This window comes from Cedecea selenatireducens, from assembly GCF_042138895.1.
Classification (GTDB): Bacteria; Pseudomonadota; Gammaproteobacteria; order Enterobacterales; family Enterobacteriaceae; genus Cedecea; species Cedecea selenatireducens.
The window spans coordinates 454,891-475,431 of record NZ_JBHIKW010000002.1; the positions used below are offsets into that span (position 1 = coordinate 454,891).

Genomic DNA, 20,541 nt, shown 5'->3' on the forward strand with positions numbered 1-20,541 from the left:
TTGGCACGAGTCCTGTACCGCAACGTCTCCGCTACGTCAGATTGACTCGCACCGCGAAACAAATCTGATACCTGAAGGCAAACCCTCAGCAAAAATACCCGGTGTCAGCAGCGTAATTCACGCTGAGCTGGCGTTTTCCAGGGCTACCGGACCAGCCGGTGAGTTAACCATAGCTACCCTTCGGCAAGCTGTCCGTTAACTTTACGAAATGGGAACAACTAAACTGTTGTTGTGCGGCTACATACTGCCTTAAAGCCGCCCGAAACGCACCGTAATTATTATGCTGAATGATGTATTAGGCCACGTTATTGACTGCCCATACACTTTTGCCCGTTTTTTATACCGCGCAGAGCACCCTCGCCCAGCGCGGTAAATAGCCATCTATTATCAGACGGCCTTCACGGCAATAGGTTCACCCTGCATACGCTTACGCATAGTACGCTTGGTACGGTCGATAACTTCACCGGCCAGCTGGCCACATGCTGCATCGATATCGTCGCCGCGGGTCTTACGAACAATGGTAGTAAAACCATAGCTCATCAGTACTTTAGAGAAGCGATCGATACGGCTGTTAGAACTGCGGCCATAAGGTGCGCCCGGGAACGGGTTCCATGGAATCAGGTTGATTTTGCATGGCGTATCTTTCAGGCATTCGGCCAGCTGATGCGCGTGATCTGTACCATCGTTGACGTGATCCAGCAGCACATACTCCACCGTCACGCGGCCCTGGTTGGCGTTGGATTTCTCCAGGTAACGACGAACGGCCGCCAGGAAGGTTTCGATGTTGTATTTTTTGTTGATCGGCATGATTTCGTCACGAATATCATCGGTAGGCGCGTGCAGGGAGATAGCCAGCGCGACGTCAATCATATCCCCGAGCTTGTCCAGCGCTGGCACAACGCCAGAGGTGGAAAGCGTTACGCGACGTTTAGACAGGCCAAAGCCGAAGTCGTCCAGCATGATTTCCATTGCCGGAACCACGTTGTTCAGGTTCAGCAGCGGCTCGCCCATGCCCATCATTACCACGTTGGTGATAGGACGCACGCCGGTTTTCTTCTGCGCACCGATAATCTTCGCCGCACGCCAGACCTGACCAATAATTTCTGACACGCGCAGGTTACGGTTAAAGCCCTGCTGCGCGGTGGAACAGAATTTACACTCCAGCGCACAACCTACCTGTGAAGAGACGCACAGCGTAGCGCGGTCTTCTTCCGGGATGTATACCGTTTCAACCAGCTGATCGGCAATTTTGATTGCCCATTTGATGGTGCCATCGGCAGAACGTTGCTCTTCTGCAACTTCCGGGGCACGAATCTCGGCAATCTCTTTTAGCTTGTTGCGCAGCACTTTGTTGATGTCCGTCATTTCGTCGAAGTCATCACTGCAATAGTGATACATCCACTTCATGACCTGGTCGGCGCGGAACGGCTTTTCACCCAGCTCGGCGAAAAACTCGCGCAGCTGCTGGCGGTTAAGATCGAGCAGGTTAATTTTTTCGGCTTTATTGGAAACAACAACAGGTGTCGCTTCAGGCGTGTTCATTTCAGACATAATGTTTTCCGGCCTCGTTGTTACACGTTATGGCCCCTGGAGGGTTAGAAAAAGAAACGCCCCGGTGAGCTGGCTCTTCCGGGGGCGTTGCATTGTACAAATTCTAGGGCATAGATGCCACGACTGAAAGCGAACAACGGAGATATTAAGTGTAAATTCGCTTACAGATTTGGAAATATCAACGGGTGCGTGGGCACACTTCGCCTTCGGCGAAGAAGTAAGCGATTTCACGGGCTGCGGATTCTACGGAGTCAGAACCGTGGGTGCCGTTTTCGGTGAAGCTGTCAGCGTAGTCTGCACGCAGAGTACCTGCCAGAGCGTTAGCCGGGTTAGTTGCGCCCATCAGGTCGCGGTGACGCTGTACTGCGTTTTCGCTTTCCAGAACGGAAACCACGATTGGGCCGGAGGTCATGAACTCAACCAGACCGTCGAAGAACGGCTTACCGTCGTGCTCAGCGTAGAAACCACGAGCCTGCTCAACGGTCAGATGCAGCATTTTTGCGCCAACGATTTTAAACCCTGCAGATTCAAAACGAGCATAAATGTTACCAATAACGTTTTTTGCCACCGCGTTTGGTTTGATGATGGAAAAAGTACGTTCAATAGCCATGATTACCTCTGTAGATGTTCTGTGTGTCCGGGAAACCCGGTTATGAAATTGGCGCAGATTATAAAGAGCAAGTTTGCCGTTGCCTATGGATGGAGATAACATTTTTTTAAAATAAGATTAGTTTTGGCAACACAATCGATGCAGCAGGCGGTATTTCATCTTTTGCCGTTACTGTAGAATGAAATTCACACTGGCTACCTGCCCGGATTCATCCATCACAAGCACCTGATATTCTCCTGGTTTATTAAGCATTAACGCCAGCCCATCGCCCTGACTCTCTTCACTTTGTCCGTTAATAAACCACCAGCGCTGGCCTTGCCCCCCCTGGCTGGAAAGCCGTAGAGGAAGCTGCATTTGCCCCGGTAAACGTTTCAATATCGTGCCGTTTCGTACCCCCAGCAGTAATAATGGCGTTACGCTCTCTTTCTGCAGCGGAGGGCAGTTTTCAGAAGGCGGCGGAAGACGCTCCGCCCTGCGTTCAGCCTGTGGCAGCCACGGCTCAAGAGGCAGCGGCCAGAGTGCAACAGTCTGCTGACGAGCCCCCGGGCAATCGGGTGCCACTCGCTTACCCTGCGCATCAACCCAAATAAGCTGACGCGTGCCCTGCGCACCTTCCTGCCCCGGAGCCAGCAGCGTGGGCGGCTGAGCATCATCCAGAAGCCAGGTCGTCAGGCGTCGGCGGCAATTACTATCCCCCGGCGGCAATGCCTGCCCGCCGGGCCAGCAGATCTCTGCGGCACTGACCGAGGCCGGGCGAGGATCCGTCGGCAAATGAAGCTGCTGCACGCGTGAATTAGCCTGCAGCAGATTGTTTACCTGATTAAGCAGCGGTACGGCACTCCCTAAGCCAAACTGCCCCGCCACCGGCGTGCTATCAGGCCTGCCGGTCCAGATGCCAATCAGGTAACGCGAGTTGATGCCGATGGCCCAGGCATCACGATAGCCGTAGCTGGTCCCGGTTTTCCACGCCAGAGGGACGACGGGAGGTAAAGAAGCATCAGGCTGAGGCTGGGCTTCTCCGGCAAGAATTCGGCGGATAATCCAGGCCGAACCCGACGACATCAACGGACGCTCCCGCAGCGCATCATTCGCCAATACCCGCAGCTGAGCGGCTTTGCCATGACGGGCAAACGCGCTGTAGGCCGCAACTATCTGGTCCAGCCTCGCACCACCGCCGCCAAGTATAAGCGAGAGGTTGGGCTCGCTTCCCTGAGGGAAGCGAAGGTTGAGCCCCACATTACCCATCTGCCCGGCAAAACGCTTCGGCCCGTAGGCCTCGAGCACCTGAACAGCGGGCAGGTTCAGCGAACGCACCAGAGCATCGCTCATGCTTACCGGCCCGTGAAAACCCGTATCAAAGTTTCCCGGACGATAGTCACCGAACCGACGCGGCACGTCCTGCAGTAAAGAAGCCGGATGAATTAATCCTTCGTCCATCGCCATGCCGTAAACAAAGGGCTTCAGCACGGAGCCTGGCGATCGAACGGCGGTGACCATATCGACATGCCCGAATCGGCTGTCATCGTTGATATCCGCCGAGCCAACCCACGCGCGAACCTGCATCGTGGTATGGTCAACCACCAGCATGGCCAGTGAAGATCGAGGTGGTAAACGTGATTTCCAGCCCAGGGCCAGCTCTTCCAGCTGACGCTGCAAAGAAGCATTCAGCGTGGTAGAGATCAGCCTATCTTTAGTGCGCGATGCCAGAGACCGGGACAGCAGCGGGGCGAGCTGCGGCATCTGACGGGGTGCCAGCCAGACTGGCTCCTGCAAAGACTCTGTAACCTGTTTCTGTGACCACACGCCCTGTTCCGCCATGCGACGGAGTACCTTATCCCGTGCTAGCTGCGCGCGTTCAGGCCAGCGGTCAGGCCGCAGGCGGCTTGGTGCCTGCGGAAGTACCGCCAGCAGCGCAGCTTCTGAATAACTTAGCTTTTCAGGGGCTTTCCCGAGATAGGCCCAGCTTGCCGCGCCGACGCCCTGTAGCGTGCCGCCGAAGGGAGCACGGTTGAGGTAGAGGGTCAGGATCTGCTTTTTGGAAAGATGCCATTCGAGCTGGAAGGCGCGCCAGACCTGGCGAACTTTACCGCCGAAAGTACGAGGATGAGGATCCAGCAGGCGCGCAACCTGCATCGTCAACGTGCTGCCCCCGGAGATCACTTCTCCATGACGCAGATCCTGCCAGGCCGCTCTCAAAATCGAGAAAGGATTTACGCCGGGATGATCCCAAAACCAGCGATCCTCATAGCCAATAAGCGCTTCAAGGTAACGAGGAGAAACCTGATTTAGCTCCACCGGATAACGCCAGATCCCTTCCGCATCCGCAAATCGCCATAGAGGAGTACCGTTTTCAGCGACCACTACGCGAGCCGGGTTGACCTCATGTAAAGGCAGAGGCCAGAGCTTATCCGCCAGCCAGATAAAAGAGGCAACCAGCAGCGGCACTATCAACCAGAGATAGCGCCGCCGCCAGCGTAGCCTTGATCCGTTAAGCACCGACGCTCTGCTTACGGCACAACGGTCAACGTGCCGGTACTGTTACCGGTTGCCCGCCACTGCGGGACGTACATTGATTCCACCTGCGGGACAGGCACGGTGTAGCTTCCCGGCGTAACGGCTCGAGCCAGATAGATAAGGGTTGCATGCTGGCCCTCGTTCAGCGGCAGCGCGGCCACAAAGCGGTCATCCCTGAACTCCATATGCTGTATGTCCTGCTGCTGCATTTGGTTCAACAACGTCTGTACTCCGCTCGCGCTGTCGCTCAGGCTGGCGCTGCTGTTCGCCAGATTCTGGTTTTCCAGCTCCAGCCCGGCAGGCAGTAAATCCACCACTAGCGCATCCGGCACGTTTTTGTCAGCCCAAACGTCCAGCCACACCATCACCAATTCCCCGCTTTTCAACGATGAAAGTGACCGTGTATTGCCTTTCGCATCAAGGAAGTGACGTTCAATATGCAGCACGTTGCTGTAGGCAGCCGGCGCCTGCTGCGGATACCCAGCGCTGTCCAGGCGTAAATAGAGGCTGGACATCCCGGTGTTGGTCAGCTGCAGGCCAGAAAGCTGCTGTGCGGTCAGATTACGCGTTACCGCCTGGCTGGAAGCCAGCGGCCCCGCGCCCAACGATGTCTGCGCCTGCCAGTCACCTTTCACGTTTTGCAGACCGTGGCCGGCAATGAACAATGCGTTCGTTTCCTGAGTGGATAACCAGCGCTGGCTCCAGGCCATATCGGACAGCTCAAGCAGCAGCTGATTCTGGCTATCCGGCAACAGCTTGTTCTCTTCCAGCAGGCTCAGCATCATTGCTTTATCCCGCAGCTCGCTGCCGTAATCCGCCATCCATACCTGTTTATCGCTGCGCTGAGTTTTCAGCCCCAGAGCAATCGCCTGCTGGCTACGCGGCTCATCGCCCATAAGCTTCAGGGCAATACCCAGCTGCACCAGCGGCAGTCCGGCACGAGCCTGTTCGTGACGCTGCCACAGTTCACGCAATGCCCCAAGCGGCGCTTTTTGTTGACCAGCCAGCACCAGCCCGGCATAGGCCTGAACCGCGAAGCGGCTGGCCGGAGCATCGTCGGTATAGCGCAAGGCAATCATGCCCGGATCCTGAAGATAGCGCAGCAGGCGCTGATTAGCCTTGCCGAGCGCGTCGCCATTAACGCTGTAGCCCTGCTCGCTGGCCCGAACCAGGAAGTCTGTAACATAGGCCGTCAGCCAGTATTCTTCCGGCCCTGATTTATCCCACAGCCCGAAGCCGCCATTGTCGCTTTGCATTTCCTGCAGGCGGGCAATGCCCACATCAATGGCAGCGCGACGCTGAGAATCGGTTATCCCTTTGATACCCAATGCGTTAAGTTCAGCTTCGTTAGTGTACAGCGACGGGAACAGGCCGCTGGTCGTCTGCTCCAGGCAGCCGTACGGATAGGCTTTTAGCTCGCGAATGTAGCGCGCCAGGTTCAGAGGCGGGCGCCCGCTCAGCAGCAGTTGACCTTCCAGCGTCGAAGCAGCAATCCCTGACAGATGCGCAGGTGGAAGCGTCCAGACTTCGCCCGGTTTAACCACCGCGCCACTGTTCACCGTCTGCGCAGGGAACGCAGGACGAACGCCGATTTTCCACTGTTTATCCGGGGTCGCCAGCGTCTCGCCCGGCAGTGAAAGTCCGTTAATCACGGCTTTGATTTCACCGTCACCAAAACCTTCCAGCGCGCGAACAGGGATGAACAGCGTGCCGCGAGCACCAGGGGCCAGCTTCACGTCCATCGTCGACGCTCCGTTTAGCGCTAACAGTCCCTGAGCGCTGAGCGCCACGCTAAGCTGCTGGGGTCTGTCCGTCAGGTTAGTGAGATCCAGCGCCAAGCGGCTGGTATCTCCACCGGCCATAAATCTCGGCGCGGCCAGCTCGCTCACCAGCGGCGCGGCAACCGTGACTTTTTCTTCGCTATTACCAAAGCGATCGTCGGTCCAGGCCTGCGCCATGACCCGCAGTTCACCGTTGAAATCACCAATGGGCAGCGTCACCGTTCCTTCACCGTTTTCATCTAGCGCTACGGGCTGAGCCTGTTGCGCGATGATGGTCACGTGGTTTACCGGCTTTTTACCACCACGGCTTAGCTCATCACCTTCATCTCCGTCACCGCCAAAGCGCAGCGCAGCCAGCCGCCCTTCGCCTTCAATCACCTGGCCGTAAATGTCGTAAATGTCAGCGCCATAGCGCTTGCGCCCAAAGAAGGCATCCCACGGATCCGGCGTTTTGTAATCGGTGATGTTAAGCACGCCGCTGTCCACGGCGGACAGCAGCACGTTGATCTGCTTCGGCACTTCGCCATTTTTCACGCTGGCCTTCACCTTAACCGTCAGGTTCTGGTTGGGGCGCATTTTGGCTGGATTTTGCAACGTAAGATCGAGGCGGCGACTCTCGTCTCCTAGCGGCAGGTGAAGGATCCCGACAGCGCGCTTAGGCGTGGCGGAACGAGCCTTGTCTCCGGGGCGAATAACCACGGTACTCAGGTAAAGATCGTGACGCTGCCAGCTTTTATCCACCGGGATAGCGAGATCCATGCCGCTTGCCGGAACGTCTATTTCTTTCCACCACAGCGGCCCATCGCTGGACTCCACCAGCGCATACCCTTTACCCGCTGCAGGTGCGGCGATATGTAGATTGATGGTATCGCCCGCTTTATAGGAAGGCTTGTCTATTTTTAGCGTCACCCGGTCCGGGCGTACCGCCCCGGTTCCGTCGCTGTTATCCTGCCAGCTATAGCCTGCCCAAAAACGCAGGCTGCTGACGAGATTACTTTGTGGGTCACGGACTTCCAGGCGGTAGGAGCCCCACTCTACGGGGAAGGCCAACTTGCCCGTTTCCCCTGCGGTAAGGGTTAGCTTCTGCTCCGCTTCCACCAGATCTTTTTGGTCATACTGAGACTGCCAGCCTTCGCTTTCTTCCCAGCTCCAGTAGTAATCCCTACGCTCGCGAATCAGGCGCACGTCCAGGTCACTTACCGCCAGCTTCTCTCCCTGTGCATCTGCATAGACAATGTCAAAGCCTGCGCTGCTGTCTTCATCAACGATCGGCTGCGTGCGGGTAGTGTCGGTCCGGTAGTCATAGACCTCTTTACTGGCAAACTGAGGGCGGATCCCCGGCAATGCCTGAGCGGGCCAGATGGCCTGCTCTACGCGGCGTGTCACCGGACGACCGCCGGACTCCAGCAGGCTGGCCTGCAAAATCAGGCGAAGCGGAGAATGCACGTCTCCCCACTGGCTTTCCGCGCTGACGGTCGTATGCCCTTTCTCATCAAGCGTTAGCTCAACGGCATCCAGGCTACGGGCAAGGTTTTGCTCATTAATATCGCCAAACTGGAACCCCGGAAGCCCGGCAACGGCCTCACGTAAAGGACGCAGGAAGAGCTGCCCCTGAAGGCTGTTACCCGCGGCTGGCGCCCCATAGAGATAGCGCCCGGCAACGTCAAAGTTGACGGTATCTTCAGGAGATATCGGCGCACTCTGCGCCGTGAGATTCAGCGCCATACGCTCCGGCATAAAGTCTTCAACTTTAAACGTCCAGCTGCGAGGCTGGTTATCCCCGGTGTTGACCCGCATTTGCCAGTTACCGGTTGCCGCGCTGTCGCTCAGAGGCCAGGTAAATTGATAAAGCCCGTTGGCCGACTGCCAGACTTCGGTGCGGGCAACCTGACCATCTGGTTTCACCACCTCAAGCTTCACCGGCTGCGGCGGCAGCGGTTTGCCGTCTCCGTCCCTGAGCAGGGCATTAACGATGACCGACTCTCCCGGGCGATAGAGATCTCTTGGGCCAAACATAAAGAACTGTTTGCTGTAGCCCTGTTCACCGGCGATATCAAACTCGGCCAGGTCCAGCGCCGGGCGGCTGAGATCCAGCAGCGTGGTTTGCTCGCCATTGCGCGCCAGCAGTAACGTGCCTTTATTCAGCTTCTCAAGCGTGGCGTGCCCGTCACCGTCGCTTTTACCTTGCCCAACCGTCTGCCCTTTTTCGTTCAGCAGCACAATTTCAACGCCCGACTGCGCGGCACCGTTTTCCAGGCTCTGGGTAAAGACGTCCAGCCTGTCGTGATAGCGATGCACCGAAATGCCCACATCGCTCAGCGTGAAGAGCGTCGCGGCATTACTGTAGGCGTAATGACCTGCCTGATTCATGATCGCCAGATAAACGCCGGGCTGCTGCAGGGGCTTGATATCGCCCAGCGGCAACATCAGCTTCTCGCGGGTGTTGCGTGCAGGGTTGAGGTCAAAACGACCGGTGTAAACCAGATCGGCCAGTTTCAGAAGATTGTCGGACTCCCAGTTAGAGACCGAGTTGCGATACTGCCATTGGCTGACAAACGCGCTGAGCGAGCTGTCCTTAATGCGGTAGAAGTTGACGTCAATTTTATCGACGTTGAGCGCCATAACAGGCAAACCCGCAATCACTTTGGTCGGCAGTAACGAGCCTTTGCTGGCAAAGCCTACGCTCGGCTGCACGTCACGCGTGGCGATCTGTTTTTCGAAGCTGGCGTCCAGCGTCGCTTTATTCAGTGCAAGCAGGCCACTTTCTACGGTCACGATCAGCGTGCGCTTTGGCTCAAGGTGGCGCAGGCGTAGCTCTTTCAGGTCGCGGGAAAGCTCCCAGGCACCGTCCACTTTGCCGCTGGTTTTATCCACCAGATGGGCGACTTTATTGAAGTCCTGATTGGGATCGAGCGGAATGGAAAACGTCAGCACTAACGTGCTGGCACCGTCCAGCTGAACTTCGGAGGCATCAAGCAGTTTCAGCGGCTTCCCTGCGGACTGCTGCGCCAGTTTTTCTAGCTGGGCGGTATCCGGTTTAGTTTCAGCTTTACTGCTTTGTTCCGCCGCCGCAGAGGCGGTGGGCTGAACGGTTTGCTGATTGTTTTTATCGTCACAGCCCGAAAGCGCCAGCAGGCCGCAAACCAGCGCGGCGAGGCTCGTCAAACGTAGTGCATTCATTCTTTCATCCCTGGCCAATAAGGGCCGCTAAACATTACGTAGAGCAAGTATTATGCGGATTAGCCAGAAAAGCGAAAGTAGGAATCCTCTGCCTTGCGAGATGTCTCGCAGGCAACGGTAAATTAGCGACTGCATTCAATAAGTTTTACGAAGTATCTCGCGATGTCAGGCAAGGCTGCTTGCCGGGTTCTGGAAAAACACCGACAATCCGATTTTCTTTGATGAACCGGAGGCTCACTATGTCCACCTCTTTCTTCGTCGCGAGCGACTGGCTCGCAGAACACATTAACGATGACGATATCCAGATTTTAGATGCCCGTATGGCACCGCCAGGGCAGGAGCACCGCGACCTGCCGGGCGAATACCGGGCCGGGCATCTGCCACGTGCGGTCTATTTTGACATCGAGGCGCTCTCCGATCACACCAGCCCCCTTCCCCACATGATGCCGCGTGCCGAAGCATTTGCCGTTGCTATGCGCGAGCTGGGCGTCAGCAGCGATAAGCACCTGGTGGTCTACGACGAAGGTAATCTGTTCTCCGCGCCTCGTGCCTGGTGGATGCTGCGCACCTTCGGCGTCGAAAGAGTGTCGATTCTGGCCGGTGGGCTGGCGGAATGGCAACGTGAAGCGTTGCCGCTGGAACAAGGGGACGTGGAGCTGCAGGAAGGTGAGTTCGAGGTTAACTTCGATCCGCTGGTGATCAAACGCCTTACCGACGTGCTGCTGGTCAGCCACGAAGGCACCGCTCAGATTGTGGATGCTCGCCCGGCACCACGCTTTAATGCACTGGCAGATGAGCCGCGCCCAGGCCTGAAACGCGGCCATATCCCAGGCGCACTTAACGTGCCGTGGGTGGACCTTGTGGAAAACGGCCAGTTGAAGACAACGGACAAACTGAGCGAAATCTTCGAGCGCCAGGGCGTAAGCTTCGAGCGGCCAATCATTGCCAGCTGCGGCTCCGGCGTCACGGCTGCCGTCGTGGTGCTGGCACTGACGACGCTGGGCGTGAACGGCGTGTCGCTTTACGATGGTTCGTGGAGTGAATGGGGCGCTCGCCCTGACCTGCCGGTTGAGCCTGCGCAGTAAAACAAAAAGGGAGGCATAAGCGCCTCCCTTCAAATTGATGGCAAACAGCCGTCAAATAATACGGTTTTGCTTAAAGTCGCGCAGGAAGCTACCCCAACGGCGTTCGTAGAACGGGGTTATGTGGGCAATCATAAAGTGGCTGATGCCCTTCTCACCCTCCACGACCAGGCAGATATCAACCGGCTCATCGCCCGGTAACGTATCGGTTGCCACGCTCCCGGCCTGGCGAATGATTGCCTCGATGTCGCCGTCAGCCTCAATACCGATCAGCAGGTTTGGTTCTTCGTCTGCCTGTTCCTTGATGGAGCAGATAAACGCCCGTTTAACCGTTTTCAGGTTTTTAAACAGCGTCGTCAGCGAGTCGACCATCTGTGCTGGCGGCTCGGCAACTTCTGAAAGCAGCAGCGAGGTGCCGCCCTCCAGCACTTTCTGCTGGCTCAGAGGGTCACTCTCTGCGCTGACCAAATGGTTGATTTCGTTTGGCGTAAATTCTTTGCCGGTCGGCAGTTTGGCGTTAAGGAACAGAGATTCGCCCAGCGTCATTTCAAACAAAGTGCGCACGGGCATCACCACAAACGCCTGCTCATGGCTTACAGCTTCCTGCAGAGCTTCCAGGGATGTGAAGAAAGGGATCACCGAAGTACCATCTTCTTTTTCCCAGTGCTGCAGTTCAACCGCACTGTCGGCGTCGATAGCTTCACCTTCCGCCGCGTTGCCCGGCACCCAAACGGTGGATTCCAGCAGGGTACGGAAAAATGCCGGGCGGTGGGCCGGCTCGGTTGCCGCCTGCTCAAGCAGGGTTTCTAGTTCATTTTTTGTTTCTGACATTGTGATTCCGGGGTAAAGCTTAAGAGGTTTTACCCTCACCCTAACCCTCTCCCTGGAAGGGAGAGGGGACAGTTCAGGACCGTCCTTCCCCCTCTCCCCTATGGGGAGAGGGCCGGGGTGAGAGGCAGTATTACTTAGCTAACAGCAGATTGGCGATCGCACGTACGCCCAGACCGGTGGCACCGGCAGACCATTGCTCAACCGCGCCCTTACGGTAGGTTGCAGAACAGTCCACGTGTACCCAGCCCTGGTGGTAGTTTTCCACAAAGTGAGACAGGAAACCTGCCGCAGTGCTTGCACCCGCCGGATAAGAGGCGTTGGCGGTATTGTTCAGCTCGGCGAAGTTAGACGGCAGCTGGCTGCGGTGGAATTCCGCCAGCGGCAGGCGCCAGAACGGCTCGTTTTCTTCGGCGGCGCTGGTCAGCAGGCGAGCGGCCAGCTTTTCGTCAAAGCTGAATACCGCGTGGTAATCGTTACCCAGCGCCGTTTTCGCCGCACCGGTCAGGGTGGCGCAGTCGATAATCAGCTCTGGTTTCTGAGCGGCAGCGTCAATCAGGCCATCGGCCAGCACCAGGCGCCCTTCGGCGTCGGTGTTCATCACTTCAACGGTTTTACCGTTACGGTAGGTGATGATGTCACCCAGCTTCATTGCATTGCCGCTGATCATGTTATCCGCGCAGCACAGGAACAGCTTCACGCGCTTGTTCAGGCCACGGGTGATGGCCAGAGCCAGTGCGCCGGTAATAGTCGCTGCACCGCCCATGTCGGATTTCATAGAATCCATGAACGCGGTCTGTTTGATGCTGTAGCCGCCGGAGTCAAAGGTGATGCCCTTCCCGACCAGGCTTGCGTAAACCGGCGCGTCCGGGTTACCGGTTGGGTTGTAGTCCAGCGCCAGCAGCACGGGTGCACGGTCAGAGCCACGGCCAACGGTGTGGATCCCGGCATAGTTCTGCTCACGCAGGTCTTCGCCCTTGGTAATACGGTAAGAAACGTGGTCACAGGCAACGTCACACAGCAGGTCAACGGCGCGGGAAGCAAGCTGCTCCGGGCCCAGCTCTTCTGCCGGGGTGTTGATGGTGTGGCGAACCCAGTCAATCACTTTCAGGCGGCTATCCAGCTCTTTCTGCTCGGTTTCGCTCAGCACGGCCCAGTCAATTTTGCGGGTGCCTTTTGGTGCGCGATAGCCCTGCCAGAAGGCCCAGCTCTTCTCTACGTCCCAGCCTTCGCCAGCCAGCTGAACGTGCTTCAGCCCCTGGCCATCAATTTTGCGCGCTGCGCGCTGGATAAGACCGAGATCGTCTTTGCCGGTCAGGTGTAGGGTAATGCCGTCATTGTTAATGCTATACGTCGCCTTTTCGCCCCAGCGTGCGTCCGCTGGCTGCGTGGAAAGGGTGATTTTCATGGCTTCAGTCATTTTCCAATCCTTCATTGTTCAGCACAGGCAAAATGCAAAAACGGGCCGCCCAAGGCAGCCCGCGTATCATTCAGCTTCATCTAACCAGACAAGCAAAATCGCTTCCAGTACTTTCTCGTTAGAAGCGCTCGGATCGTCATCAAACTCTTCCAGCTCGCAGATCCACTGGTGCATATCGGTGAAACGCACCGTCTTAGGATCGAGATCCGGACGGCTGTCGTACAGCGCTTCACCGATTTCGCGGCTGTCGGTCCACTTCAGTCCCATGGCGACTCCCGTTAGTGTTCGCGTGCGTGGTTAATGGTGTAACGCGGCATCTCAACCACCAGGTCTTCGTCGCTGACGCGAGCCTGGCAGCTCAGGCGGCTTTCCGGCTCCAGACCCCATGCTTTATCCAGCATGTCGTCTTCGTCTTCGGTGCTTTCCGCGAGTGAATCAAAACCTTCACGCACAACGCAGTGGCAGGTGGTGCAGGCACAGGACTTCTCACAGGCGTGTTCAATCTCAATACCGTTGCGCAGCGCAACGTCGAGAATGGTTTCACCTTGCTTCGCTTCCAGAACTGCGCCATCCGGACACAGGTCCTGATGAGGCAGAAAAACAATCTTTGGCATATTAAACCTCGTCCACGGAATGGCCGGTCAACGCTTTACGGATCGATTGATCCATACGGCGCGCGGCGAATTCCTGGGTTTGCTTGTCTACGTTTTTGATTTCATTTTGAATAGCGTGGGCATCGTCACTCGCGGCGGCAGCGCTTAACGCGGCCATCGCGGCATCAATGTCGGCACGCTCTGCGGCGCTTAGCAGCGCGGCATCCGCCGTCAACGCGCTGGTCAAACTCTCCAGCACGCGGGCAGCTTCGACTTTTTGCTCGGCCAGCATACGTGCTTGCACGTCATGCTCGGCGTAACTCATGGAGTCCTGAATCATGCTGGCAATTTCGCCATCACTCAGGCCATAAGAAGGTTTCACCTGGATTGAGGATTCAACGCCGGTGGATTTTTCCATTGCCGTTACGCTCAGCAGGCCATCGGCGTCTACCTGGAAGGTGACGCGAATATGGGCCCCGCCAGCGGACATGGCTGGAATGCCGCGCAGCGTAAAGCGAGCCAGCGAACGGCAATCCTGAACGAGTTCACGCTCGCCCTGCAGCACGTGGATAGCCATAGCGGTCTGGCCGTCTTTGAAGGTGGTGAATTCCTGCGCACGCGCTACCGGGATGGTGGTGTTACGCGGGATGACTTTCTCAACCAGCCCGCCCATCGTTTCCAGGCCAAGCGACAGTGGGATCACGTCCAGCAGCAGCATTTCGCTGTCCGGCTTATTCCCCACCAGAATGTCGGCCTGGATTGCCGCGCCGATGGCAACGACTTTGTCCGGGTCGATGGACGTTAGCGGCGTGCGACCAAAGAATTCCCCTACGCGCTCACGCACCAAAGGTACTCGGGTCGAACCGCCGACCATCACCACTTCCAGCACTTCTTCTGCTTCAACGCCCGCGTCTTTTAACGCGCGACGGCAGGACAGCAAAGTACGTTTAACTAGCGAAGAGATAAGGTCGTTGAACTGCTCGCGAGTCACTTCCCCCTGCCAGCCCGCCACTTCGACGCGGGCGGTTGCGGCATCGCTGAGGGCGATTTTGGCGGCGATGGCTGCGTCCAGGAGCTGGCGCTGTACGCGGTCGTCGCTGCGATCGGCAATACCGGCCTGTTCGCGCAGCCAGTCGGCCAGCAGGTGGTCGAAGTCATCGCCGCCAAGCGCGGAATCACCGCCCGTTGCCAGCACTTCAAACACGCCGCGGCTCAGGCGAAGAATAGAGATATCAAAAGTACCGCCACCCAGATCGTAAACGGCAATGACGCCTTCTTTACCTGAATCCAGACCATAGGCAATAGCCGCCGCGGTAGGTTCGTTCAGCAGGCGCAGAACGTGCAGGCCAGCGAGGCGTGCGGCATCTTTGGTACCCTGACGCTGTGCGTCATCAAAATACGCGGGAACCGTGATAACCACGCCATCAAGCTCCCCTTCCAGCGTTTCAGTGGCGCGGGCAGAGAGTGATTTCAGGATATCGGCAGAAATGCGAATCGGGTTAAGCAGGCCGGCGGGCGTTTCGATCATCGGCAGGCCGTTTTCACTTGCCTGCAGGCGATAAGGAAGATGAGGATAACGCGTCTGAATGTCCGCCAGAGAGCGGCCCATCATGCGTTTTACCGAGCTGATAGTGTTAGCAGGATCCTGAGCGGCGAGCGCGCGCGCGTCAAAACCGACCAGATGTCCCTGCGGCTGGTAGTGAACGACAGAAGGCAGCAGGTGGCGGCCTTCGTGGTCAGCAAGGGTTTCAGCCTGGCCGCTACGAACGGTAGCCACCAGCGAGTTGGTGGTGCCAAGGTCGATGCCTGCGGCCAGCCTGCGCTGGTGCGGCGCAGCCATCATGCCGGGCTCGCTAATTTGTAATAAGGCCATGTATCGCTTCCAAAAATCGGGCCTGAGTTCAGGCGTTAAAAGTCGAGCAGCTTTTCTTCTAGTTGTTCAATTTGGCTCTGTAATTTATCGAGGAAACGCAGCTTGCGAACGGTGTCCGCCGCCTGTTCCCACTGCTGGTCATCCAGCTGCTGTACCATCTGCGCGCTGCGGTTTTTCACCATCGTTTTTACGCGAGAGGCAAAGCTTTCAAGCCTGTCACTGTCTTTAGCCTGGTCGATATCATCCAGCTCTTCGCGCAGATCCAGCTGTTCCATCAGGAACGCGGTGTCGCGCACGGTATGCTGTTCATTAGCCAGATCGAAGCCGTTCAGGGACAGGATGTATTCGGCGCGGGCAATCGGATGACGCAGCGTCTGCCAGGCCTGGTTGATGGTTGCGGATTGGCTAACGGCCAGAAGCTGTTCCGCCTGAGGGCGGCTGGCGTATTTGTCCGGGTGGAACTGGCGCTGCAGCTCCTGGTAACGGCTAGCCAGAAGCTCGGTGTTCAGGGTATAGCCTGGCGTTAGCCCAAACAGGGTAAAATAATCCATAACAGACTCGGGTTCATGTCAGGTAAATGCTGGGTGGTAAAGCAAAATCCCCACGGGCCAAAGCCGGTGGGGAGATGCGCAGGATCAGACGTGGAAGCTTTCGCCGCAGCCACACTCGTCCTTCACGTTAGGGTTAGTAAACTTAAACCCTTCGTTAAGGCCTTCTTTCACGAAGTCGAGCTCTGTCCCGTTTAAAAATTGCAGGCTTTTACCATCGACAACCACCTTCACGCCTTTGTCTTCGAACACGGTGTCATCCACCAGCGGTTCGTCTACAAATTCGAGAACATAAGCCATCCCAGAGCAGCCTGAAGTGCGCACGCCCAGACGCAAACCAAACCCTTTACCACGGTTGGTCAGGAAGGCATTTACACGGGCAGCAGCGCTGTCGCTAAGGGTAATCGACATACAACAACCTCAATCAGATATTTAACTCGTCATACTTCGAGCCGCTGCCGGGCAGCAAGCTCGAATTAGTTAGAGTTATTTTGTTTCACGTTTGCTTTTGTAATCCGCGATAGCCGCTTTAATTGCGTCTTCTGCAAGGATTGAGCAGTGAATCTTCACCGGCGGCAGTTCGAGTTCGTCTGCGATGTCGGTGTTTTTGATCGCCTGCGCTTCGTCCAGGGACTTGCCCTTCACCCACTCGGTCACCAGCGAGCTGGAAGCAATCGCCGAGCCGCAGCCGTAGGTTTTGAAACGCGCGTCTTCAATGATACCTTCATTGTTGACTTTGATCTGCAACTTCATCACGTCGCCACAGGCCGGTGCACCCACCATGCCGGAACCAACGCTATCGTCGCTGTTGTCGAAAGAACCGACGTTGCGTGGGTTTTCGTAGTGATCAATTACTTTTTCGCTGTAAGCCATTTTTACTTCTCCAGAATCTGAAATCGACGTCCTGACGAACGATCAGTGATGAGCCCATTCGATGGAATTAATATCCACGCCCTGCTTGAACATTTCCCACAGCGGAGAAAGGTCGCGCAGACGGCCGATGGATTTACGTACCAGCTCGATGGTGTAATCGATCTCTTCTTCAGTGGTAAAACGACCCAGAGAGAAACGGATAGAGCTGTGAGCCAGTTCATCGCTCATTCCCAGCGCGCGCAGCACGTAGGATGGCTCGAGGCTAGCGGAAGTACAGGCAGAACCTGAAGAAACCGCGAGGTCTTTCAGCGCCATGATCAGCGACTCACCTTCAACGTAGTTAAAGCTGACGTTCAGGATGTTTGGCGCGCCGTGCTCCAGGTCACCGTTCAGGTAAACTTCTTCCATATCTTTCACGCCGTTCCACAGACGGTTACGCAGCGTGCGCAGACGGGCCATTTCGGTCTCCATCTCTTCTTTTGCGATACGGTAAGCTTCGCCCATGCCGACGATCTGGTGCACAGGCAGCGTACCGGAACGCATACCGCGCTCGTGACCACCGCCGTGAATCTGTGCTTCGATACGGATACGCGGTTTACGACGCACGTACAGCGCACCGATACCTTTCGGCCCGTAAATTTTGTGGCCAGAGAAGGACATCAGGTCCACTTTAAGCTGGCTCAGGTCGATAGGCAGTTTGCCCACGCTTTGGGTGGCGTCAACGTGGAAGATAATGCCACGGGAACGGCACATTTCGCCGATAGCCGCGATATCCTGCACCACGCCGATTTCGTTATTCACGTGCATGATGGACACCAGAATAGTGTCTTCACGCATGGCGGCTTCCAGCTGCTTCAGGTCAACGATACCGTTGCTCTGCGGCGCCAGATAAGTCACCTCAAACCCTTCACGCTCAAGCTGGCGACAGGTGTCCAGCACGGCTTTGTGTTCGGTTTTTACGGTGATGATGTGCTTGCCTTTCTTCTGATAGAAGTTGGCGGCACCTTTGATAGCCAGGTTGTCTGACTCGGTCGCACCGGAGGTGAAAACGATTTCACGCGGATCGGCACCAACCAGCTCAGCGATTTGGTTACGGGCGATATCAACGGCTTCTTCAGCCTGCCAGCCAAAACGGTGGGAACGGGAGGCCGGGTTACCGAAGGTTCCGTCCATCGTTAAAAACTGCATCATCTTCTCAGCAACACGCGGATCAACCGGCGTGGTTGCGGAATAGTCGAGGTAAATCGGTAATTTCATTGCTCTTAAGCTCCGTACATCACTTCAATGCGAAGAATCAGGCTTAAAATATGCTGCCGTTATAGACAGGGAGCACCGCTCCCCCAACCTGATTCTAAAATTCTTGTTCTTCTGCTTATGCGCGCAGTTTGACGTCAATCGCGTCTTGAGAACGGGTGCTGCGATGGTTTTCATTGTGCTGACGGTCGGCCACGTCCAGAACTTCCTGGTTATTCACCAGTTCACCGAGGGTGATGTTGTTCAGGAAGCCGGTCAGGCGGTCGCTCAGATCGCGCCACAGCGCGTGGGTCAGGCACTTATCGCCGCCCTGGCAGCCACCTTTACCCTGACAACGGGTAGCGTCTACGGACTCATCAACGGCGCTGATCACTTCGCCCACGGCGATGCTGCCCGCGTCTTTACCTAACAGATAACCACCGCCAGGACCGCGCACGCTGGCTACCAGGCCATTTTTACGCAGGCGGGAGAACAGCTGCTCCAGGTAGGAGAGTGAAATACCCTGACGTTCAGAAATATCAGCCAATGGAACCGGGCCCGATTCAGAGTTCAGCGCAACGTCAAGCATCGCGGTTACGGCATAGCGCCCTTTTGATGTCAGTCTCATGTCTTACTTAACCTCAAATAGCCCCTCGACCCGGGGGTTTTTAAAAGTGTGATTGTCACATAGCAGGACGCAAGTCTGACATTCCTGAGTAAAATGGTCAACTATTTAACCTACCATTTTACTCAAGTATTATTGGCCCGATTTTTTCGGGTTTTCCAACGACGCCAGCATGCCGCGCAGGATGTTTAATTCCTGACTTTCCGGGCGTGCGCGGGTAAACAGACGACGCAGTCGGCTCATCACCTGCCCCGGATGGGTTGGGCGAATAAAACCGCTTTCCTGCAGCGCTTTTTCGAGATGCACGTAGAAACGCTCCAGGTCATCCACTAATGGATAAGGCGCGTCTTCGTCTTCTTTAGGGGCTTCCGGCTGCTCCTGGGTAGCAAGCCAGGCGATACGCACTTCATAGGCGAGGATCTGCACCGCCATAGCCAGGTTAAGCGAGCTGTATTCCGGGTTTGCCTGAATGGCGACGTGGTAATGGCACTTCTGCAGCTCTTCGTTGGTCAGGCCCACGCGCTCGCGGCCAAACACGATAGCGACCGGGGCATGCTGCGCTTCGCTGATGCTTTTCAGGCCGCATTCGCGTGGGTCAAGCATCGGCCACGGCAGCGTACGGGAGCGCGCGCTGGTGCCGACTACCAGGCTGCATCCTGCCAGCGCCTCATCGAGGGTATCAACAATCTGAGCATCACCAATCACGTCGCTGGCACCGGCCGCCAGGGCGATGGCCTGGGAGTCAGGTTTTACCAACGGATTGACCAGCCAAAGGTTAGTTAAGCCCATGGTTTTCATAGCACGAGCCACGGAGCCCATGTTGCCGGTATGGGAGGTTTCAACCAGCACGATTCGTACGTTTTGCAGCATTATCATTCACAGCCTGGGAAGAATATCGCAATATCTTATCATATACCTGGGACATATTCCGAACGCTCTGCTATACTCCGCCGCGATTTCCGTTCTTTAACATCCAGCGAGAGAGACCGATGCAACATCCTATGTTGACCATCGCCGTGCGTGCTGCGCGCAAGGCGGGTAATGTAATTGCCAAACACTACGAAACACCAGACTCCGTAGAAAGCAGTCAGAAAGGCAGCAATGACTTTGTGACTAACGTCGATAAAGCCGCGGAAGCGATTATTATCGAAACAATCCGCAAATCTTACCCGCAGCACACCATCATCACCGAAGAAAGCGGTGAACATGCAGGCGAAGATAAGGACGTGCAATGGGTTATCGATCCGCTGGATGGCACCACCAACTTCATCAAACGTCTGCCACACTTCTCCGTTTCTATCGCTGTTCGTATTAAAGGCCGCACTGAAGTTGCCGTTGTTTACGATCCAATGCGTAACGAACTGTTCACCGCTACCCGCGGCCAGGGCGCTCAGCTTAACGGCTACCGTCTGCGCGGCAGCAACGCTCGCGACCTGGACGGCACCGTACTGGCGACCGGCTTCCCGTTCAAAGTGAAGCAGCACGCTCCTTCTTACATCAACATCGTTGGCAAACTGTTCACCCAGTGTGCAGACTTCCGTCGCACCGGTTCCGCTGCGCTGGACCTGGCCTACGTTGCCGCTGGCCGCGTGGACGGTTTCTTCGAAATTGGCCTGAAGCCATGGGATTTCGCCGCAGGCGAACTGCTGGCTCGTGAAGCGGGCAGCATCGTGTGTGATTTCACCGGCGGCCATAACTACCTGACAAGCGGCAACATCGTGGCAGGTAACCCGCGCGTAGTGAAAGCCATGCTGGCAACCATGCGTGATGAACTGAGCGAGGCGCTGAAGCGCTAAGCTTTTTTGCCTCCCCTTCGTTATCAGATAAGAG

17 protein-coding genes are annotated in these 20,541 nt (G+C 56.4%); 2 read left to right on the forward strand and 15 right to left on the reverse strand.

The window, feature by feature from the left end:
- Positions 1–387 precede the first annotated feature (387 nt).
- From rlmN to ACE38U_RS05010, 4 genes are all read right to left on the reverse strand, one after another.
- Positions 388–1,551 carry a dual-specificity RNA methyltransferase RlmN gene (gene rlmN / locus ACE38U_RS04995; protein ID WP_038479997.1) on the reverse strand — a complete coding sequence of 388 codons (1,164 nt, stop codon included), beginning with the start codon at positions 1,549–1,551 and terminating at the stop codon, positions 388–390.
- Between the two features lie 178 nt (positions 1,552–1,729).
- Positions 1,730–2,161: a nucleoside-diphosphate kinase gene (ndk, locus tag ACE38U_RS05000; protein ID WP_038479994.1), complete on the reverse strand. Its 432-nt coding sequence runs from the start codon at positions 2,159–2,161 to the stop codon at positions 1,730–1,732.
- 168 nt (positions 2,162–2,329) lie between these two features.
- The gene (pbpC, locus tag ACE38U_RS05005) at positions 2,330–4,657 is read right to left on the reverse strand and encodes a peptidoglycan glycosyltransferase PbpC (RefSeq protein ID WP_375529282.1); all 2,328 of its coding nucleotides are present in this window, start codon (positions 4,655–4,657) and stop codon (positions 2,330–2,332) included.
- Positions 4,658–4,668: 11 nt separating this feature from the next.
- On the reverse strand, positions 4,669–9,636 hold the full coding sequence (locus tag ACE38U_RS05010; protein WP_375529283.1) for an alpha-2-macroglobulin family protein: 4,968 nt from the start codon (positions 9,634–9,636) through the stop codon (positions 4,669–4,671).
- A gap of 239 nt (positions 9,637–9,875) precedes the next feature.
- Between ACE38U_RS05010 and sseA the strand changes: the two genes are divergently transcribed.
- The gene (sseA, locus tag ACE38U_RS05015) at positions 9,876–10,721 is read left to right on the forward strand and encodes a 3-mercaptopyruvate sulfurtransferase (RefSeq protein ID WP_176981944.1); all 846 of its coding nucleotides are present in this window, start codon (positions 9,876–9,878) and stop codon (positions 10,719–10,721) included.
- Positions 10,722–10,772: 51 nt separating this feature from the next.
- On the opposite strand, the gene sseB is transcribed toward sseA, so the two are convergent.
- The 11 genes from sseB to trmJ all read right to left on the reverse strand — a co-directional run bounded on the left by sseB (position 10,773) and on the right by trmJ (position 19,581).
- Positions 10,773–11,549, reverse strand: a complete 777-nt coding sequence (gene sseB, locus ACE38U_RS05020; protein ID WP_038479982.1) for an enhanced serine sensitivity protein SseB — start codon at positions 11,547–11,549, stop codon at positions 10,773–10,775.
- A gap of 130 nt (positions 11,550–11,679) precedes the next feature.
- Positions 11,680–12,966: an aminopeptidase PepB gene (pepB, locus tag ACE38U_RS05025; RefSeq protein WP_038479979.1), complete on the reverse strand. Its 1,287-nt coding sequence runs from the start codon at positions 12,964–12,966 to the stop codon at positions 11,680–11,682.
- Between the two features lie 66 nt (positions 12,967–13,032).
- A complete protein-coding gene (gene iscX, locus ACE38U_RS05030) occupies positions 13,033–13,233 on the reverse strand; it encodes a Fe-S cluster assembly protein IscX (protein ID WP_038479976.1) in 201 nt (66 codons plus the stop codon).
- Positions 13,234–13,244: 11 nt separating this feature from the next.
- Entirely contained in the window at positions 13,245–13,580 is a 336-nt protein-coding gene (fdx, locus tag ACE38U_RS05035) for an ISC system 2Fe-2S type ferredoxin (RefSeq protein ID WP_008459424.1), read from the reverse strand.
- Position 13,581: 1 nt separating this feature from the next.
- Positions 13,582–15,432 (reverse strand): Fe-S protein assembly chaperone HscA, encoded by a 1,851-nt coding sequence (gene hscA, locus ACE38U_RS05040; protein ID WP_375529284.1) that lies wholly within the window; start codon positions 15,430–15,432, stop codon positions 13,582–13,584.
- 35 nt (positions 15,433–15,467) lie between these two features.
- Positions 15,468–15,983 (reverse strand): co-chaperone HscB, encoded by a 516-nt coding sequence (gene hscB, locus ACE38U_RS05045; protein WP_375529285.1) that lies wholly within the window; start codon positions 15,981–15,983, stop codon positions 15,468–15,470.
- A gap of 84 nt (positions 15,984–16,067) precedes the next feature.
- The gene (iscA, locus tag ACE38U_RS05050; protein WP_038479966.1) at positions 16,068–16,391 is read right to left on the reverse strand and encodes an iron-sulfur cluster assembly protein IscA; all 324 of its coding nucleotides are present in this window, start codon (positions 16,389–16,391) and stop codon (positions 16,068–16,070) included.
- Positions 16,392–16,466: 75 nt separating this feature from the next.
- On the reverse strand, positions 16,467–16,853 hold the full coding sequence (gene iscU / locus ACE38U_RS05055) for a Fe-S cluster assembly scaffold IscU (RefSeq protein WP_038479961.1): 387 nt from the start codon (positions 16,851–16,853) through the stop codon (positions 16,467–16,469).
- A 42-nt stretch (positions 16,854–16,895) separates the two neighbouring features.
- The gene (iscS, locus tag ACE38U_RS05060) at positions 16,896–18,110 is read right to left on the reverse strand and encodes a cysteine desulfurase (RefSeq protein WP_038479958.1); all 1,215 of its coding nucleotides are present in this window, start codon (positions 18,108–18,110) and stop codon (positions 16,896–16,898) included.
- A 115-nt stretch (positions 18,111–18,225) separates the two neighbouring features.
- Positions 18,226–18,714, reverse strand: a complete 489-nt coding sequence (iscR, locus tag ACE38U_RS05065) for a Fe-S cluster assembly transcriptional regulator IscR (RefSeq protein ID WP_038479956.1) — start codon at positions 18,712–18,714, stop codon at positions 18,226–18,228.
- Positions 18,715–18,843: 129 nt separating this feature from the next.
- Positions 18,844–19,581: a tRNA (cytosine(32)/uridine(32)-2'-O)-methyltransferase TrmJ gene (trmJ, locus tag ACE38U_RS05070; RefSeq protein WP_038483263.1), complete on the reverse strand. Its 738-nt coding sequence runs from the start codon at positions 19,579–19,581 to the stop codon at positions 18,844–18,846.
- A 119-nt stretch (positions 19,582–19,700) separates the two neighbouring features.
- Here trmJ and suhB point away from each other — a divergent pair, with 119 nt between their 5' ends.
- A complete protein-coding gene (gene suhB, locus ACE38U_RS05075) occupies positions 19,701–20,507 on the forward strand; it encodes an inositol-1-monophosphatase (RefSeq protein WP_144244060.1) in 807 nt (268 codons plus the stop codon).
- The last annotated feature ends 34 nt before the right edge of the window (positions 20,508–20,541 follow it).

Excerpts from the sequence above, each read along its gene's own strand:
- rlmN (WP_038479997.1), bottom strand. The coding sequence starts at position 1,551 with ATGTCTGAAATGAACACGCCTGAAGCGACACCTGTTGTTGTTTCCAAT.
- ndk (WP_038479994.1), bottom strand. The coding sequence starts at position 2,161 with ATGGCTATTGAACGTACTTTTTCCATCATCAAACCAAACGCGGTGGCA.
- ACE38U_RS05010 (WP_375529283.1), bottom strand. The coding sequence starts at position 9,636 with ATGAATGCACTACGTTTGACGAGCCTCGCCGCGCTGGTTTGCGGCCTG.
- sseA (WP_176981944.1), top strand. The coding sequence starts at position 9,876 with ATGTCCACCTCTTTCTTCGTCGCGAGCGACTGGCTCGCAGAACACATT.
- sseB (WP_038479982.1), bottom strand. The coding sequence starts at position 11,549 with ATGTCAGAAACAAAAAATGAACTAGAAACCCTGCTTGAGCAGGCGGCA.
- pepB (WP_038479979.1), bottom strand. The coding sequence starts at position 12,966 with ATGACTGAAGCCATGAAAATCACCCTTTCCACGCAGCCAGCGGACGCA.
- iscX (WP_038479976.1), bottom strand. The coding sequence starts at position 13,233 with ATGGGACTGAAGTGGACCGACAGCCGCGAAATCGGTGAAGCGCTGTAC.
- fdx (WP_008459424.1), bottom strand. The coding sequence starts at position 13,580 with ATGCCAAAGATTGTTTTTCTGCCTCATCAGGACCTGTGTCCGGATGGC.
- hscA (WP_375529284.1), bottom strand. The coding sequence starts at position 15,432 with ATGGCCTTATTACAAATTAGCGAGCCCGGCATGATGGCTGCGCCGCAC.
- hscB (WP_375529285.1), bottom strand. The coding sequence starts at position 15,983 with ATGGATTATTTTACCCTGTTTGGGCTAACGCCAGGCTATACCCTGAAC.
- iscA (WP_038479966.1), bottom strand. The coding sequence starts at position 16,391 with ATGTCGATTACCCTTAGCGACAGCGCTGCTGCCCGTGTAAATGCCTTC.
- iscU (WP_038479961.1), bottom strand. The coding sequence starts at position 16,853 with ATGGCTTACAGCGAAAAAGTAATTGATCACTACGAAAACCCACGCAAC.
- iscS (WP_038479958.1), bottom strand. The coding sequence starts at position 18,110 with ATGAAATTACCGATTTACCTCGACTATTCCGCAACCACGCCGGTTGAT.
- iscR (WP_038479956.1), bottom strand. The coding sequence starts at position 18,714 with ATGAGACTGACATCAAAAGGGCGCTATGCCGTAACCGCGATGCTTGAC.
- trmJ (WP_038483263.1), bottom strand. The coding sequence starts at position 19,581 with ATGCTGCAAAACGTACGAATCGTGCTGGTTGAAACCTCCCATACCGGC.
- suhB (WP_144244060.1), top strand. The coding sequence starts at position 19,701 with ATGCAACATCCTATGTTGACCATCGCCGTGCGTGCTGCGCGCAAGGCG.